The organism is Salinicola sp. JS01, from assembly GCF_030284585.1.
GTDB lineage: Bacteria > Pseudomonadota > Gammaproteobacteria > Pseudomonadales > Halomonadaceae > Salinicola.
The window spans coordinates 3439489-3455024 of the sequence record NZ_CP127244.1 but is presented as its reverse complement, the minus strand read 5'-3'; the positions used below and the strand labels follow the sequence as shown (position 1 = coordinate 3455024).

The following is a 15536-nucleotide window of genomic DNA, read 5'->3' as shown; positions in this document are numbered from 1 at the left end:
TTGCCCATACCGCGTTATCAACGCCTAGAGATATATCGGCCCGCCGTTTTCGCCACCCTCGCCGCGGTCCCAGTGCCGCAGCAGCGTCTCGACGAAGCGCTCCGCGGCCGGCGAGAGCGCGCTGTCGCGGCGGCGCACCATGCCGAGCGTGCGCTTGACCAGCGGTTCGACCAGCGGGCGCTGCACCAGCAGCGGGTGCTCGTCGTCCGGCATCGACAGCCGCGGCACCGCGGCCACGCCCAGGCCCGCTTCCACCATCCCCAGCGAGGTCGAGAGATGCTGTACCTCGTAGAACCAGGTCGGGCGCTGGGTCAGTGACGACAGCTCGTGGTCCAGCAGCATGCGGTTGCCGCTCATACGGCCCACGCCGATCAGCTTGTGCTCGCTCAGCTCGCTCCAGGTCACCTGCGACTGCGCGGCCAGCGGGTGATCGTGGCGGCATACCAGCACGAAGGGCTCGACCACCAGCGGCGTGAAGCGAATGTCCGGGTGGTGCCCGCTGAGCATGTTGATGCCGAATTCGGCCTCGCCGCTGAGTACGGCGCCGAGCCCGTCGTTGGCGCTGAGGTCGAGCAGGCGGATGCGGATATTGGGGTAGCGGGCGTTGTACTCGCGGATCACCGCGGGCAGGAAATAGAACGCTGCGGTGGGAATACACGCGAGGGTGATCTGACCGATGCGGTTCTCCGCCAGGGCGCGAATGTTGAACAGGGCGTGGTCGAACTCGTCGAGCAGGCGCTTGGCCTGGGGGAAGAAGTCGCGGCCCACGGTGGTCAGGCTCACCTTGCGCGTGGTGCGCGCCAGCAGTGGGGTACCGAGTACCGCTTCGAGCTTCTGGATGCGTCGGCTCAGCGCCGGCTGCGAGAGGTTGAGCGCCTCAGCGGCGGCCTGGAAGCTTTCCAGCTCGGCAACCTTGAGGAAGGCCTGGATCTGCTGAATCTCATAGTTCATTAGTCGAATGCCTCTCTGCCGACATGTCGATGGTTGACCTCCGGAGATTTCGTTTTTCTCTTTTTTATCAAAAGGTTGCGTTAAAATCTGCAATTGATGCGTAATATGCATCAATGGTCACGATAATGGCATTGGAATGGCGATTTCAAGCATGCGAGCTTCCCCGTCACTTGTCGGCCATGAGGGCCGTCACGGGAAAGGAAACACGTCATGCGAGCCATACCCTGCGTCCTGATGCGCGGCGGCACCTCCAAGGGGCCGGTCTTTCTGGGGCACGATCTGCCCAGCGATCCTGCGGAACGCGATGAGCTGCTGCTGACCCTGATGGGGTCGGGCAACGAACTCGAAGTCGACGGCATCGGCGGCGGCTATCCGCAGACCAGCAAGGTCGCCATCGTCACGCCTTCCGCCGAGCCTGGGGTCGACGTCGACTATCTCTTCGTGCAGGTGATGGTCGAGCAGCGCCGGGTGGATACCTCCCCCAACTGCGGCAACATGCTCAGCGCCGTGGGGCCTTTCGCCATCGAGCAGGGCCTGGTCGCCGCGACGGCAGACGTCACCCGGCTGACCATCCGCAACCTCAACACTGGCAGCCTGATCGATGCCGAGATCTGCACGCCGGGCGGGCAGGTGAGCTACGTCGGCGATACGCATATCGATGGCGTGCCCGGCAGCGCCGCGCCGGTGCTGTTGGAGTTTCGCAACGTGGTGGGGGCCAAGACCGGCAAGCTCTACCCCACGGGCAAGCCGGTGGACACGATCGACGGGATCGAGGTGAGTTGCATCGATGCCGCCATGCCGATGGTGCTGATGCGCGCCGCCGATCTCGGCAAGTGCGGTGACGAAACACCTCAGGCGCTGGACGGTGACAGCGAGCTGCTGGAACGGCTGGAGTCGATTCGTCTTCAGGCCGGTGCGGCCATGGGACTGGGCGACGTGCGCGAGCGCGTGATTCCCAAGCCGGTGCTGATCAGTGCGCCCGCCGCCGGAGGCACGCTGTGCGTGCGCTATTTCATGCCACAGCGTTGCCATCGGGCACTGGCGATCACCGGTGCAGTCGGGCTGGCGGTGGCTTGCGCCGATGGGCAGAGCCTGGTCAGGGATCTGGCCGGCGCGCCGGGAGCGAACGGTTTGCTCGAGTTCGAGCATCCGAGTGGCAAGCTCGGGGTGATCGCGCGCTGGCCGACGGGGCAGGCATGGCCGAGCTGTTCACTGATCCGTACCGCGCGGCGGCTCTTCAGCGGCAACGTCTACGTGCCCGAGACAGTATCCAGCGACTCCGATGCAGCAATCGGCTGAGCATGGCGCGAGCCGACGAGATGACGACACAACAGCCATAACAGCTACAACATCAATGAGGAGAAGTGCCATGCACGCCAAGCGCACACACACCTTTTTCCCCCGAGTTGGCCGCCGCTGCGTCCTCGCGCTGGCCGCGGCGCTGCTGCCGTTGGGCGCACAGGCCGCGGAGACCGCGACGGTACCCGATACGCTCGAGTGGACCGTGCCTTTCGGGGTCGGTGGCGGTACCGATGTCTGGGCCCGTTTCATGTCGCACTGGATGGGGGAAGCGCTGCCCTCGCATCCGACCATCGTGATCGACAACGTGCCCGGTGGCGGCTCGATCACCGGCACCAATCTGTTCTATGCCCGCGCCGATGCCGATGGATCACAGATGCTGGTGACCTCGGCCTCGACCCAGTACCCGGCCATGCTCGACGATCCGCGGGTGCGCTACGACTACGCCAAGTGGACGCCGATCATCGCCGCGCCCACCGGCGGCGTGGTCTACGCCCAGCCGGGCTACGGCAAGGACACGGATACGATTCTCGCCGCGCTGCGCGAGTCGCCGACCAAGTTCGCAATGCAGACCCCCACCGGGCTCGAGATGCCGGTGCTGCTGGCCTTCGACCTGCTGGGTCTGAAGGTGGAGCCGGTGTTCGGCATGCGCAGCCGAGGCGAAGGGCGGCTGGCGTTCGAGCGCGGCGAGGCGGGGGTCGATTTCCAGACCACGTCGGCCTATTTCAGCAACGTCGCCCCACTGGTCGAAGCGGGCAAGGCAGTGCCGCTGTTCTCGCTCGGGGTGATGAATGCCGACAACGTCATCGAGCGTGACCCAGCCTTCCCCGATCTGCCGACCTTCTCCGAGCTCTATCTGGCGCAGCCTGGTCATAGCCGCGACGACATCGCCTACCAGGTGTTCCACAAGTTCTTTGCCTCCGGCTATGCCCTGCAGAAGCTGCTGCTGGTGCCCAAGGACACCCCGCCGGCACTGATCAAGGCCTACCGTCAGGCCGCGGCGACGCTGCCCGAGCGCGAAGACTTCCTGACCGCGGCGCGCAATCAGGTCGGCCCGTACACGCCTGTCGTGGGTGAGGTCGCGGCCAAGCAGCTCGACTCTGCCATGCAGCTCAGCGACGCGCGCCGCCAGTGGGTGATCGACTGGCTCAAGTCGCGCTATGGCGTGCGCGTTGCCACGCGCTGATCAAGGGCCGGCGCCAAGGCCGGCCAAGGAGAGACAACGATGATCGATGCGTTGATGACGAGCCTGGGCGAGGTGTTCAGCGGCGCCCATCTGCTCTACATGGGCTTCGGCGTGCTGGTGGGGCTGCTGGTGGGGATCATTCCCGGCCTGGGCGGTATCGCCGGCATGGCGCTGCTGCTGCCGTTCCTGTACGGCATGTCGCCGGGACTGGCGCTGGGCATGCTGATGGGCATGGTGGCGGTGATTCCCACTGGCGACACCTTTACCTCGGTACTGCTGGGGATACCTGGCTCGAGCGCTTCCCAGGCCACGGTGATGGATGGCTTTCCGCTGGCCAAGAAGGGGCAGGCCGCGCGGGCGCTGGCCAGTGCCTTTCTCTCCTCGCTGTGCGGTGGGGTGATCGGGGCAGTGGTACTGACCGGCTTCATTCTGGTCGCGCGGCCGCTGGTGCTGGCGTTCTCCTCGGCGGAGCTGTTCGTGCTCACGCTGCTGGGGCTGGCGATGGTCGCGGTGCTTTCCGGCGAGAGTCAGTTCAAGGGCATGGCGGCGTGCGGTCTGGGGCTGCTGCTCGGGGCGATCGGCACCGCGCCGGCCACGGGCGAGTTCCGCCTCAACCTGGATGTGGGCTATCTCTACGACGGTATCCCGCTGATCGTGGTGGGCCTGGCGATCTTCGCCCTGCCGGAGATCATCGACCTGTTGATCCAGCGCGGCAGCATCGCCCGTGAGCGTACCTCGCTGGGGCACGGTTGGCGCCAGGGGATTCGCGACGTGGTCGACAACCGCGGGCTGGTCGCCAAGTGCGCCGGCATGGGCAGCCTCATCGGCACCATCCCAGGGCTGGCGGGCTCGGTGGTCGACTGGCTGACCTACGCCTTCGCCTCGCGCACGGCCAAGGGGGAGAAGCACTTTGGCCAGGGCGATATCCGCGGTGTGATCGCCCCGGAATCGGCCAACAACGCCTGCGCCTGCGGGGCGATGGTGCCTACGCTGCTGTTCGGCGTGCCGGGCTCCGGCACGGCGGCGATCTTCCTCGGCGGCCTGCTGCTGCTCGGCCTGGAGCCGGGGGTGAGCATGATCTCCACTCACCTCGATCTGACCTACACCATCATCTGGTCGCTGGCGCTGGCCAACATTCTGGGCGCGGCGCTGTGTCTGGTGCTGGCGCGCCCGGTAGCGCAGCTGACACGGATTCCCTTCGTGCTGCTGGCGCCGGTGATCACCACGCTGATCATGTTCGCTGCCTACCAGGCCACGCGTTCGCTGGGTGACTGGTACACGCTGCTGGCGGTGGGTGCGGTCGGGGTGCTGTTCAAGCGTGCCGGCTGGTCGCGACCGGCGTTCTTGATCGGCTTCGTGCTGGCACCGGGGGCAGAAACCTATTTCTATCAGAGCGTACAGTTCCAGGGCATGTCGGCCTTCCTGCGCCCTGGGGTGCTGATCATCCTGGGCCTGATCGCCCTGGCGCTGTTGTTCCCGCTGGGCAAGCGCCTGCTGAGCCGTCGGCGTCCGCTGGCCGTCGGTGCCGGCATCAGTTCGCCGCAACAGACACCGGCAGCCCCCACCTTCGGGCGCGTCGATGTGCTGCTGGTGGTGGGCTTGCTACTGCTGGCGGCGGCGTCCTGGTACGACATCAGCGGGCTCTCCTTCCTCGGCGGTATCTTCCCGCGGCTGGCGATCACGATCATGGCCCTGGGGGCTGCGCTGAGCGCGGTGGAGGCTTGGCGTCGCGGTGCGCGCTGGGAAGCACAGCCATTGGGTGAGCCGCTACTGTGGCTGGCCGGGTTGCTGGGGCTGGTCGTGGTGGCTTCGCTGCTCGGATTCGTCAGCGCGGCGACGCTGATGGCGTTCGTATTCCTGCGTGGTGTGGCCAGGGCGCGCTGGGCGACGGCGCTGGCGATCGCCGCGGGAATCGCCGCCTTTTTGCTCGGCATGCAGGCGCTGCTCAATCTGCACTACCCCAGTGGCTGGCTGGATGCGTTGATCGGCATCTGAGCGCTCGTCACAGCGGTGATCGAAGGCGCCTCCCCAAGCGGGGAGGCGCCTTTTTTTGGTTCATCGAGCCTGTCAGGGCAAGCCGTTGGCCATAGCGGGACGCGCCACGCGCGGGCCCCAGCGAGATGGCTTTGAGCCCCGTTCGGTGCCAGTCCGCACCGAAGAAAGGCGAGAGAGGTGCGGTTGAAAGTCGCAGCATAACGCCGTATTTTAATTGAACGATCAATCAATAAAAACAGGTAACGTCTCTCTGGCAGTCTTCGCCGGTCCGCGCCGTGTGCGCTACCTCCTGGCTGTGGCCCCGTGTGGGCGACCACCGCCGGCGCGTGGATACGCTCGGCTGCCGCTGCACTCCAACAACGACGAGGATTGCTCATGCATCCACAACACACCGACGACGTCAGCCGCGACCGCCTCAACCCGGTGGTCTTCTACGGCTCGGCTATCGGGATCGTGCTGTTCGCGCTCTGGACCATGCTCTTCACCGAGTCGGCCGGGCGCGTGATCAACGCGATCCTCGGATGGATCTCCGACAGTTTCGGCTGGTACTACTTCCTGGCTGTGGTGGTCTATCTGGCCTTCGTGATCGTGATCGGGGTGTCGCGCTTCGGCAAGATCAAGCTGGGGCCGGAGCACGCCAAGCCCGACTTCAACATGGTCTCCTGGGCCGCGATGCTGTTCTCGGCGGGTATCGGCATCGATCTGCTGTTCTTCTGCATCGCCGAGCCGGTGACCCAGTTCCTGGCCCCGCCCGACGGCGAAGCCGGCACGGTGCAGGCGGCGCGCCACGCCATGGAGATCACCTTTCTCCATTGGGGGCTCTCCGGCTGGGGCATCTATACCCTGGTGGGGATGTCGCTGGCGTTCTTCAGCTACCGCCACAACCTGCCGCTGACCATCCGCAGCGCGCTCTATCCGATCTTCGGCAAGCGTATCGAGGGGCCCATCGGCCATACCGTGGACATCGCCGCGGTGCTGGGCACGGTGTTCGGGATCGCCACCAGCCTGGGGATCGGCGTGATCCAGCTCAACTTCGGCCTCAACTACATGTTCGACGTGCCGGAGAACATGCTGGTGCAGGCCGCGCTGGTGGTCATGATCGTGTTCTTCGCCACCATCTCGGCGGTGACCGGCGTCGAGAAAGGCATCCGCCGGCTGTCCGAGTTCAACATGCTGCTGGCGCTGCTCCTGATGCTGTTCGTGCTGTTCAGCGGCAAGACGCTGTTCCTGCTCAATGCGCTGGTGCTCAACATCGGCGACTACTTCTCCCACTTCATCGATCTGTCGATGAACACCTACGCCTTCGCGCCGCCGACCGACTGGCTGAACGCGTGGACGCTGTTCTTCTGGGCCTGGTGGATCGCCTGGGGCCCGTTCGTGGGGCTGTTCCTGGCGCGTATCTCGCGCGGGCGCACCATCCGTGAATTCGTCGCCGGTACGCTAATCCTGCCGCTGGCGTTCATGATGGCGTGGATGTCGATCATGGGTAACAGCGCCATCGACATGGTGATGAATGGCGCCAGCGCCTTCGGCGATACCGCGATGAATACGCCAGCCTCGTCGATCTACCTGTTCCTCGAGTCGCTGCCGTGGAGTGGCCTGACCACCATCGTCACCACCATTCTGGCGATCGTGTTCTTCGTCACTTCCGGGGATTCCGGCGCACTGGTGCTGTCGAACTTCACCTCGCGGCTCAAGGACGTCAACAGTGACGCACCGATCTGGATGCGCATCCTGTGGGCGGCGGTGATCGGCGTGCTGACCCTGGCGCTGCTGATGGCCGGCGGGCTCTCGGCGCTGCAGAGCGCGGTGGTGATCACCGGGCTGCCGTTCTCGATCGTGCTCTTCTTCATGATGGCTGGCCTGCTCAAGGCGCTGCGCGTCGAGGGCTACAAGGAGGACAGCCTGCGCGCCAGCCTCTCCGGGCATCTCTCCGGGCGCACCCAGGCGGGTGGGCGCAATTCGCGTAGCTGGCACCAGCGTCTGGGGCGGGCGATGAGTTTCCCCGGGGCCAAGCAGGCGCGCCGCTTCCTCGACGAGACCGTACAGCCGGCGATGGAGGCCGTCAGCGAGGGGCTGCGCCAGCAGGGCGTCGGCGTCGAGCTGCAGGAGGTCAAGGGCGAAAACCCGCACCTGGCGCTGAACGTCTCCCTGGGGGACGAGCAGAACTTCACCTATCAGGTCTGGCCGCGCCAGTTCACCACGCCGTCGTTCGCCCTGCGCACGCCGCAGAGCCATGCCCGCTACTACCGGCTGGAGGTCTACCTGCTGGAGGGAAGTCAGGGGTACGACCTGATGGACTACACCCAGGAGCAGGTGATCGAGGACATCCTCGACCAGTACGAGCGCCATCTCCACTTCCTGCACATGAGCCGCGAGGCGCCGGGCAGCGTGACCATGCCCGATAGCCCCGAGCAGCCGCCGGCTTGAACCGCCACGGCCGCCACCTTTGCCAGCGGGTGGCGGCCGCTTTTCTGGGCGCCTCGCGCGGCGGTACGCCAGGTGGCGCCGGGTTGCGTTGACCGTGGGGAGGGCGGGCGTTGAAAGTCGCCCTGGCCGGTATGCCCCAAGTCGACTTAACTCAAAGCAAGATCGCAGCGCCCCGCGAGGGACAGCGGGAGCAAAGCGCTGTGTTCGACGGTTCGTCGTCGCCCGGGGAACCCTCTGGGCGTGGCGCGCCGGACGTCATTTCGACACCGGATGGATATCGCATGCACACACAAACCGATAATAATTCACCAGCCCGGGACCGGCTCAATCCTGTCGTGTTCTACGGCTCGGTGATCGGCATCGTCGCCTTTTCGATCTGGGCGATGGTCGCTACCCAGCAGGCCAATGAGATCATCAACGCGCTGCTGGGATGGATCTCCAACACCTTCGGCTGGTACTACTTTCTTACCGTCGTCATCTATCTCGCCTTCGTGATCTTCCTGGGCGTCTCGCGCTTCGGCAAGATCCGCCTCGGGCCAGAGCACGCCAGGCCCGACTTCAATATCTTCTCGTGGTCGGCGATGCTGTTCTCGGCGGGTATCGGTATCGGGGTGATCTTCTTCGCCCTGGCCGAACCGTTGACCCAGTTCTACCAGTCGCCGCAGGTACCCAGCGACCAGGTGCTGGCGGCGCGCCACGCCATGGAGCTGACCTTCCTGCACTGGGGCATCTCGGGCTGGGGTATCTATACCCTGGTGGGGATGTCGCTGGCGTTCTTCAGCTACCGCCACAACCTGCCGCTGACCATCTCGAGCGCGCTCTATCCGATCTTCGGCAAGAAGATCTACGGCCCGATCGGCCATGCGGTGGATATCGCCGCGGTACTCGGCACGGTATTCGGCATTGCCGCCAGCCTGGGGATCGGCGTGATCCAGCTCAACTACGGCCTGGACTTCATGTTCGGTATCACCGAGAGCGTCTGGACCCAGACAATCCTGGTGCTGATGATCGTGCTGTTCGCCACCATCTCCGCGGTCACCGGGGTGGAGAAGGGCATCCGGCGGCTATCGGAGTTCAATATTCTGCTGGCGGTCGCGCTGCTGCTGTTCGTGCTCTTCGCCGGCAAGACCATCTTCCTGCTCAACGCCCTGGTAATGAACGTCGGCGACTATCTCTCCGACTTCATCTCGCTGTCGTTCAACACCTATGCCTTCGATCGCCCGACCGACTGGCTCAATGCCTGGACGATCTTCTTCTGGGCCTGGTGGATCGCCTGGGGTCCGTTCGTGGGGCTGTTCCTGGCGCGCATCTCGCGCGGGCGCACCATCCGCACCTTCGTCGCCGGCACCCTGACGCTGCCGATCGCCTTCATGATGATCTGGATGTCGATTCTGGGTAACAGCGCGCTGGACATGGCGATGAACGGTGCCCACGACTTCGGTCAACAGGTGATGAACAACCCGCCGGCGGGCATCTATCTGTTCCTGCAGGCCTATCCGTGGCCGGTGTTCACCACCATCGCGGTCAGCGTGCTGGCTATCGTGTTCTTCGTCACCTCGGGGGACTCCGGGGCGCTGGTGCTGTCGAACTTCACCTCGATCCTCAAGGACGTCAACAGCGATGCGCCGATCTGGATGCGTATTCTATGGTCGGCGGTGATCGGCGTGCTGACCCTGTCGCTGTTGCTCGCCGGGGGGCTTTCGACGCTGCAGAGCGCGGTGGTGATCACCGGGCTGCCGTTCTCGATCGTGCTCTTCTTCATGATGGCCGGGCTCTACCGGGCACTGAAGGTGGAGGCGTTCAAGGAGGACAGCCACCGGCTCAGTCTCTCGGGTTCGCTCTCCGGGCGCATGTCTGCCGGCGGGCGCGATGCGGGTTACGACTGGCGCAAGCGGCTCAAGCGGGCGATGTCCTTCCCCACCCGCGACGAGGCGCGTCAGTTCCTCGAGCAAACCGGCCGCCCGGCAATGGAGGCGGTGCGCGACGAGCTCGAAGGCCAGGGCGTGAAGGTACAGATCAGCGAGGGCACGCAGAATGACGACGACTATCTGTCGCTCTACGTCGACCTCGGCAGCGAGCAGAACTTCACCTATCAGATCTGGACGCACCCGTTCGCCACGCCCTCGTTCGCCATGCGCACGCCGCGCAGCAGTAGCCGCTACTACCGCCTAGAGGTCTATCTGCTCGAAGGCAGCCAGGGCTACGACCTGGCCGGTTACACCCGCGAGCAGGTGATCGACGACATGCTCGATCAGTACGAGCGCCACCTGCAGTTCCTGCATCTCAACCGCGAAGAGCCGGGCAGCATCAACATGCCCGACAGCCCCGAGCAGCCGCCGGCCTGAGGCGAGTGATCCGCGGCCCTGACAGCGTCAGGGTCGCGGTTCGCAGGCGGTCTCCGTCGGCGGTTCCCACGCCGGCGGCAGCTCTGCCGCCTCGGGCACCGGGGCGGTGAGGCCGAGTTCGCGCCGCCCCAACCAGTCGAGCATCGCCGCGCCGGTCACGCGACCGGCGTCGGCGATGCCCTGGGTGCCGAACAGGCGGTTGAACTCGAACAGTATCGGCGTCTCACCGAGCATGGCGACATCGAAGCCGCCATGGTCGATCTGGAACGCCGCCGCCACCCGCTTCACCAGCGCGACGGCCGCCTCGGGAATGTCCTCGTGGTCGATCCGGCCGCCCTGGGCCACGTTGGCGCGATAGCCGCCCAACGGCGTCACCCGCCAGTAGCTGGCGAGAATGCGGTCCCCCACCAGCACGATACGCAGATCGCGATCGATCGGTAGCCTGGGCTGGGCGTAGAGCACCGGGTTGTCCGCGGCGAAGCGCTCGAGTTCGCGACGCCGTTCGACCAGATGCACGCCGTTGCCGCGGGCGCTGCGAATCTCCTTGAGAATCATCGGATAGCCGATTTCCGCCTCCACGGCGTCGATACCGTAGGCGGTATTGGCCTGGATCGCGGTGGGCGGAATGTGCTGCGGGAAGGCCGCGCGCATGGCACGGGTCTGCTCCACCTTGTCGTGCCCCAGGTAGTAGGTCGCCGGGGAGGGAAAGATGCGCTTGTGCAGCGCATGCAGCAGCACGTTGACCTGCCAGTAACTGGGGAACAGCAGCCAGTCGGCGGCCTGGATCTCGTCCAGATGATCGAACATGCGCTCGGGTTTGATATAGCGAACGTTCGGCATGCCGAGGGTGCGGGAGACATCGAAAGTGATCAAACGCATCGGAGACCTCATCGAGGACAGGCGCGCCAGCGGGGAAGGGAGCGCATCATCCGAGGCTTTCTGACGTTTGGCAAGAGGGGGCGCCAAAGAGGGTGCAAGAAGGGTGGAAGATGGGCGTAAGAGCGGCGCGCGAGTTTATGTTACCGCCGCCGCGCCTGGCTTCAGGCCACGTCATACGGGGCTTGGCCGCGACCGCGAGGCTATCGCGACGTGGCGTCGCGATGGTTGTGTGACGACATGCTAGGCTGAAGTTATCGATACAAGGCGCTTCAAAGACACCTCACCACTCGATGGACGACATCGACGGATAACACCGACGTATAACATCGACGTATAACAACAATGCGAGGATTGGCTCATGGGGGCTTTCACTGTCTGGGACAGCATCGTGCTGGTCGTCTACGTGCTGGGCATCGCGTGGGTCGGGGCTCGCTTCGGCAAGTCGCAGGCGACGACCCAGGACTACTTTCTCGGTGGGCGCAGGATCCCTGGCTGGGCGATTGGCCTTTCGGTGATGGCGACCCAGGCCAGCGCGATCACCTTCATCGGCGCGCCGGGCTGGGGCTTCGAAGGCGGTCTCGAGCGGCTGGTGACCTTCATCAACGTGCCGCTGGCAATGGCGGTGCTGATCGTGGCGCTGGTGCCGATCTTCCATCGCGCCGGTATCTACAGCATCTACGAGCTGCTGGAGCGGCGCTTCGGGCCGCTGACCCGGTCGCTGGCGGCGCTGCTGTTCCTGGTCGCCCGCGGCCTGGCCACAGGAGTGGTGCTCTACGCGCCGGCGCTGGTGCTTTCGGTGGTGACCGGCTGGAGCGTCGATCTGACCATCGTGCTGATGGCGGTGATCGCAGTCGGCTACACCGTGCTCGGCGGTATCAGCGCGGTGATCTGGACCGATGTGATCCAGATGTTCGTGCTCTGGCTCGGCGCCATCCTGAGCATGCTGCTGATGGTCTCGAGCCTGCCCGGCGGCTGGAGCGACGTCTTCGCTTTCGGCGCCGCCCACGGCATGTTCGATACCTTCGACCTGTCGCTCGATCCCAGCGTGACCTATTCGCTGTGGGCGGGGTTGATCGGTGGTGTGGTCATGCACGTGGCCTACTTCGGCACCGATCAGAGCCAGATCCAGCGCGTGCTGACCAGCCCGAGCATCGCCGAGGGGCAGCGTTCGCTGCTGATCGGCGGCTATCTGCTGGTGCCGCAGATGCTGCTGTTCCTGTTCATCGGGGTGATGCTCGCGGCGTACTACCAGCAGCACGGGCTGACGCCGCCGGAAAATCTCAACGAGCTGTTCCCGCGCTATGTGGTCGAGGCCTTTCCGGTCGGCATCACCGGCCTGGTGATCGCCGGGGTCTTCGCCGCCGCCATGTCGAGCCTGGATTCGGCGCTCAACTCGCTCTCGGCGGTGAGCGTGCGCGACTTCTATGCGCGCTTCGTCAGGCCCGACGCCGATGAGGGGCACTACCTCAAGGCGTCGCGCTGGGCCACCGTGTTCTGGGGGCTCTACGCCACTCTGTTCGCCTTCTTCGCCGGCAACCTCGGCCCGGTGATCGAGGCGGTCAATCGGATCGGGTCGTGGTTCTACGGCGCCCTGCTCGGCGTCTTCCTGCTGGCGGTGCTCAGCCGACGCAGCAATGGGCGCGGCGCGGTGGCGGGCATGCTTCTGGGCATGGCCGCGGTGTGGGCGGCCTCGCACCAGGGGATCTCCTGGCTCTATCAGAACGCGGTGGGGCTCGGCGTATCGCTGGCGGTCGGCTATGCGGTCAGCCTCAGCGCCCCTGCGCCGAGTCGTGATCAGCTCGCCGATGTGACACTGGAAGAGACCGCGCCGGATATGCAGGCGCTGCTGTGCCGGCGCAGTGCCGCGGCCACGCCGCTGGGGCGTGATGCCCGTGTGACGCGTGCCCGCTGTCTCGGCCTGCTGGCCTGGTTCGTGATCTCGCTGGTGGCCCTGGGTGGGCTGCAACTCTGGGCCCATGCCAATGGCTGAGGGCTATCTGCGCCGCCGGATCGATGGCGTGGCGGCGAGCCGGCGGCTGCGGCGCTACGCGGCCGCGCGCTTCGAACCGGCCTGGCTGGCGCTGTGGGCGGTGGCGCTGACGGCACGCGGGGCGCAGACGCCGGATGCCTGGCTGCTGGGGCGCAGTGGGCTTTCACGGGCGCTGCTGTGGCCCGGGCCGCTGGGCCACGATGCCTGGGAGCACGAGGCGCCGGCACGCGCGGAGAGCCGGCTGGGGGGCGAGATCAGTGAGGCGGGGCGTCCCTCGCCAGAGGCGTTTGCGCGCTGGTGGCTGTGGGAGCGGCTGGCCAGGCCGCGACTGTGGCCGCTACGGGTGCAGCCCGCCACTCAGCAGCGGCTCTGGCTGCCGCTGTGGCTGGGCTACCACCAGGGGCGCCAGACGCGGCTGATCGTGCTGAGTGGGGTCTCCGGCGAAGCCCTCGGCGCGCTCAAGCCCGCGGTGCTGGCCGCGCTTCGGGCCGAGGCGCGGACTGCAATGCCGGATTGAGTCGCCGCCCGCGTGTCAGCCGGGCATCGCCTCGCCGCTGCGCTCCATGGCGGCGAGTTCGGCGCGCCGGGGCAGGCCCTCCATATCGCCGATCACCTGCACCTGACGCGCGCCGATCAAGTTGGCGCGGTGCAGCGCGGCGGGCCAGTCGAGCCCATCGAGACGCGCGCTGATGATGCCCACGGCGAAACCGTCGCCCGCACCCACGGTGTCCACGACCCGGGCCACCGGGGTGCCGGCGACGCTGCCTTCGCTGTCTCGCGTGCGGAAGTAGCTGCCCTCGGGGCCGAGCTTGATCACCACCGCCTGGGCGCCGCTGTCGAGATAGAACCCGGCGATGTCGTGCGCGCTGTCGCGCCCGGTGAGCAGGCGCCCCTCGGCGAGCCCGGGCATCACGATGTCGGCCTTGGCCGCCAGGGCGTTGAGCGTCTGCTTCATCTCCGCCTCGCTGGCCCACAGGCTGGGGCGCAGGTTGGGGTCGAAGGAGATCGACAGCCCCGCGGCGCGGGCGCGGGTGAGCAGCTCGAACGAGAGCTCGCGGGTGGTGGCGGAGAGCGCCGGGGGGATACCGGTGGCGTGCAGATGGCGCGCGGCATCGAGCGGTACTTCGCGGCAGTCGTCGAGGCACAGATGGCTGGCGGCGCTGCCGCGGCGGACATACTCCACGTGGGGGTCGGCGCCACCTTCGGCGCGCGCCTTGAACAGCAGCCCGGTGGCGTGCGCCGGGTCATCGATCAGATGGCGGCAGTCGAGGCCCTCGGCTTCCAGTGCCCGGCGCAGGAAGGTGCCGTTGTGGTCGCGCCCGACCCGGGAGAGCCAGCGCACGTCGAAGCCCAGCCGGGCCAGCCCGATGGCGACATTGGTGTCGGCGCCGGCGGTGCGCCGGTGAAATTGGCCGACGCTATCCAGCGGCCCGGCTTCGTCGGCCACGAACATCGCCATGGCTTCGCCGAAGGTGAGAACATCGAATGCGGGTGCAGCGGACATGATATCTCCTGGAAAACCGGCGGCGATCAGCGTGCGGCCGCCTTGCGTTGATATTGTTGTTGGCGGCGGTCTAGCGACTCCACCAGGCGCTGGCGCTGCTCGTCGTCGATCACTTCGTTGCCGTCGATACCCAACTGGGCGGCGAGATCGGCGCCGTCGATCACCTGCACCTCGCGGTCGCTGCCCAGATGCTGGGTCTCGTCGTCGATGGTCCAGCCCGGCAGCACCAGCACGCCCTTCACCGGCACGTTCAACTGGGTGTGGCGCGTCAGCCACTGGCGCAGCCACACCGTGGCCATGCGCACCTTGCGCAGCATGCTGCGCTGGCTGCCATCGGGGAAGCGCAGCCGCTCGGACTCCACCGCCACGACCTGGTTGGGGTTACCCTCCAGATCGAGGGGAAAATCCCGCGCCATGGTCTGGATCACGAACACCCCCTGGGGGGTGACCAGCACGTTGTCGATGCTGTAGCTGTCGGCGGGGAAGTCGTGGAACACGAAGAAGGGCTTGGCCACCGGGCGGATCAGGTGATCCAGCGCCTGACCGATGGCCAGCTCCGAGGCCAGGCTGCGGGTGAGCCGGCGCACCCGCTGCACGTCGCGCAGGATCAGAAAACCGAAGAGCATCGCCAGCAGGGTGCTGAACACCCCGTAGAGCGACCATTCGAGCCAGCTCTGCTCGTCGGCGAACAGTATGCGTCCCATGCCGTAGACCAGCGGCATCAGGGTCAGGGTCGGCGCCAGCGCGGCATCGAGAAAGAACGCCACCCGGGCGCGCTCGAGACGGTCACGGTGGAGCTGGGCGATCTCGCGGATCGGCTTGCCGTCGTGGGGGGAGCGCAGGCCGACGTTCTGCAGGTCCCGCAGGGTGATCGCCACCAGCGCGGCCGCCCCCAGCGGGGCGAGAAAGATCAGCGGTAGCAGGTATTCCAACCAGGCCATGGGCAGATGTCCTTGC

General features: G+C 66.3%; 11 protein-coding genes. 7 read left to right on the top strand and 4 right to left on the bottom strand.

Annotated elements, in window-relative coordinates; genetic code table 11:
* Positions 1 to 24 precede the first annotated feature (24 nt).
* Positions 25 to 951 carry a LysR family transcriptional regulator gene (locus tag QO259_RS15745; protein ID WP_035477269.1) on the bottom strand — a complete coding sequence of 309 codons (927 nt, stop codon included), beginning with the start codon at positions 949 to 951 and terminating at the stop codon, positions 25 to 27.
* A gap of 210 nt (positions 952 to 1161) precedes the next feature.
* On the opposite strand from QO259_RS15745, the gene QO259_RS15740 reads away from it, so the two are divergent.
* The 5 genes from QO259_RS15740 to betT all read left to right on the top strand — a co-directional run bounded on the left by QO259_RS15740 (position 1162) and on the right by betT (position 10206).
* Complete coding sequence (locus tag QO259_RS15740) at positions 1162 to 2250, top strand: 4-oxalomesaconate tautomerase (RefSeq protein WP_285950666.1); 1089 nt, start codon at positions 1162 to 1164, stop codon at positions 2248 to 2250.
* Between the two features lie 70 nt (positions 2251 to 2320).
* Entirely contained in the window at positions 2321 to 3436 is a 1116-nt protein-coding gene (locus tag QO259_RS15735) for a Bug family tripartite tricarboxylate transporter substrate binding protein (protein WP_285950665.1), read from the top strand.
* 39 nt (positions 3437 to 3475) lie between these two features.
* Complete coding sequence (locus QO259_RS15730) at positions 3476 to 5431, top strand: tripartite tricarboxylate transporter permease (protein WP_285950664.1); 1956 nt, start codon at positions 3476 to 3478, stop codon at positions 5429 to 5431.
* 375 nt (positions 5432 to 5806) lie between these two features.
* A complete protein-coding gene (locus QO259_RS15725) occupies positions 5807 to 7861 on the top strand; it encodes a choline transporter (RefSeq protein WP_285950663.1) in 2055 nt (684 codons plus the stop codon).
* Positions 7862 to 8142: 281 nt separating this feature from the next.
* Complete coding sequence (betT, locus tag QO259_RS15720) at positions 8143 to 10206, top strand: choline BCCT transporter BetT (protein WP_285950662.1); 2064 nt, start codon at positions 8143 to 8145, stop codon at positions 10204 to 10206.
* 27 nt (positions 10207 to 10233) lie between these two features.
* Here the strand turns inward: betT and QO259_RS15715 are convergent, their stop codons facing one another.
* Complete coding sequence (locus QO259_RS15715) at positions 10234 to 11085, bottom strand: ATP-grasp domain-containing protein (protein WP_285950661.1); 852 nt, start codon at positions 11083 to 11085, stop codon at positions 10234 to 10236.
* A gap of 358 nt (positions 11086 to 11443) precedes the next feature.
* Between QO259_RS15715 and QO259_RS15710 the strand changes: the two genes are divergently transcribed.
* Together QO259_RS15710 and QO259_RS15705 are read left to right on the top strand one after the other, a co-directional pair.
* The gene (locus tag QO259_RS15710; RefSeq protein WP_285950660.1) at positions 11444 to 13075 is read left to right on the top strand and encodes a sodium:solute symporter family protein; all 1632 of its coding nucleotides are present in this window, start codon (positions 11444 to 11446) and stop codon (positions 13073 to 13075) included.
* Positions 13062 to 13592, top strand: a complete 531-nt coding sequence (locus tag QO259_RS15705; protein ID WP_285950659.1) for a hypothetical protein — start codon at positions 13062 to 13064, stop codon at positions 13590 to 13592. The genes QO259_RS15710 and QO259_RS15705 overlap by 14 nt, the downstream gene beginning before the upstream one ends.
* 15 nt (positions 13593 to 13607) lie before the next feature.
* Here QO259_RS15705 and QO259_RS15700 read toward each other — a convergent pair whose 3' ends face one another.
* Entirely contained in the window at positions 13608 to 14579 is a 972-nt protein-coding gene (locus tag QO259_RS15700; protein WP_285950658.1) for a sugar kinase, read from the bottom strand.
* A gap of 26 nt (positions 14580 to 14605) precedes the next feature.
* Positions 14606 to 15520, bottom strand: a complete 915-nt coding sequence (locus QO259_RS15695; RefSeq protein ID WP_285950657.1) for a nuclease-related domain-containing protein — start codon at positions 15518 to 15520, stop codon at positions 14606 to 14608.
* Between the last annotated feature and the right edge of the window lie 16 nt (positions 15521 to 15536).

Bases quoted from the DNA above. Each gene is read 5' to 3' on its own strand.
- QO259_RS15730 (WP_285950664.1), top strand. From the start codon at position 3,476: ATGATCGATGCGTTGATGACGAGCCTGGGCGAGGTGTTCAGCGGCGCC.
- QO259_RS15735 (WP_285950665.1), top strand. From the start codon at position 2,321: ATGCACGCCAAGCGCACACACACCTTTTTCCCCCGAGTTGGCCGCCGC.
- QO259_RS15715 (WP_285950661.1), bottom strand. From the start codon at position 11,085: ATGCGTTTGATCACTTTCGATGTCTCCCGCACCCTCGGCATGCCGAAC.
- QO259_RS15740 (WP_285950666.1), top strand. From the start codon at position 1,162: ATGCGAGCCATACCCTGCGTCCTGATGCGCGGCGGCACCTCCAAGGGG.
- QO259_RS15725 (WP_285950663.1), top strand. From the start codon at position 5,807: ATGCATCCACAACACACCGACGACGTCAGCCGCGACCGCCTCAACCCG.
- QO259_RS15705 (WP_285950659.1), top strand. From the start codon at position 13,062: ATGCCAATGGCTGAGGGCTATCTGCGCCGCCGGATCGATGGCGTGGCG.
- QO259_RS15745 (WP_035477269.1), bottom strand. From the start codon at position 951: ATGAACTATGAGATTCAGCAGATCCAGGCCTTCCTCAAGGTTGCCGAG.
- betT (WP_285950662.1), top strand. From the start codon at position 8,143: ATGCACACACAAACCGATAATAATTCACCAGCCCGGGACCGGCTCAAT.
- QO259_RS15695 (WP_285950657.1), bottom strand. From the start codon at position 15,520: ATGGCCTGGTTGGAATACCTGCTACCGCTGATCTTTCTCGCCCCGCTG.
- QO259_RS15710 (WP_285950660.1), top strand. From the start codon at position 11,444: ATGGGGGCTTTCACTGTCTGGGACAGCATCGTGCTGGTCGTCTACGTG.
- QO259_RS15700 (WP_285950658.1), bottom strand. From the start codon at position 14,579: ATGTCCGCTGCACCCGCATTCGATGTTCTCACCTTCGGCGAAGCCATG.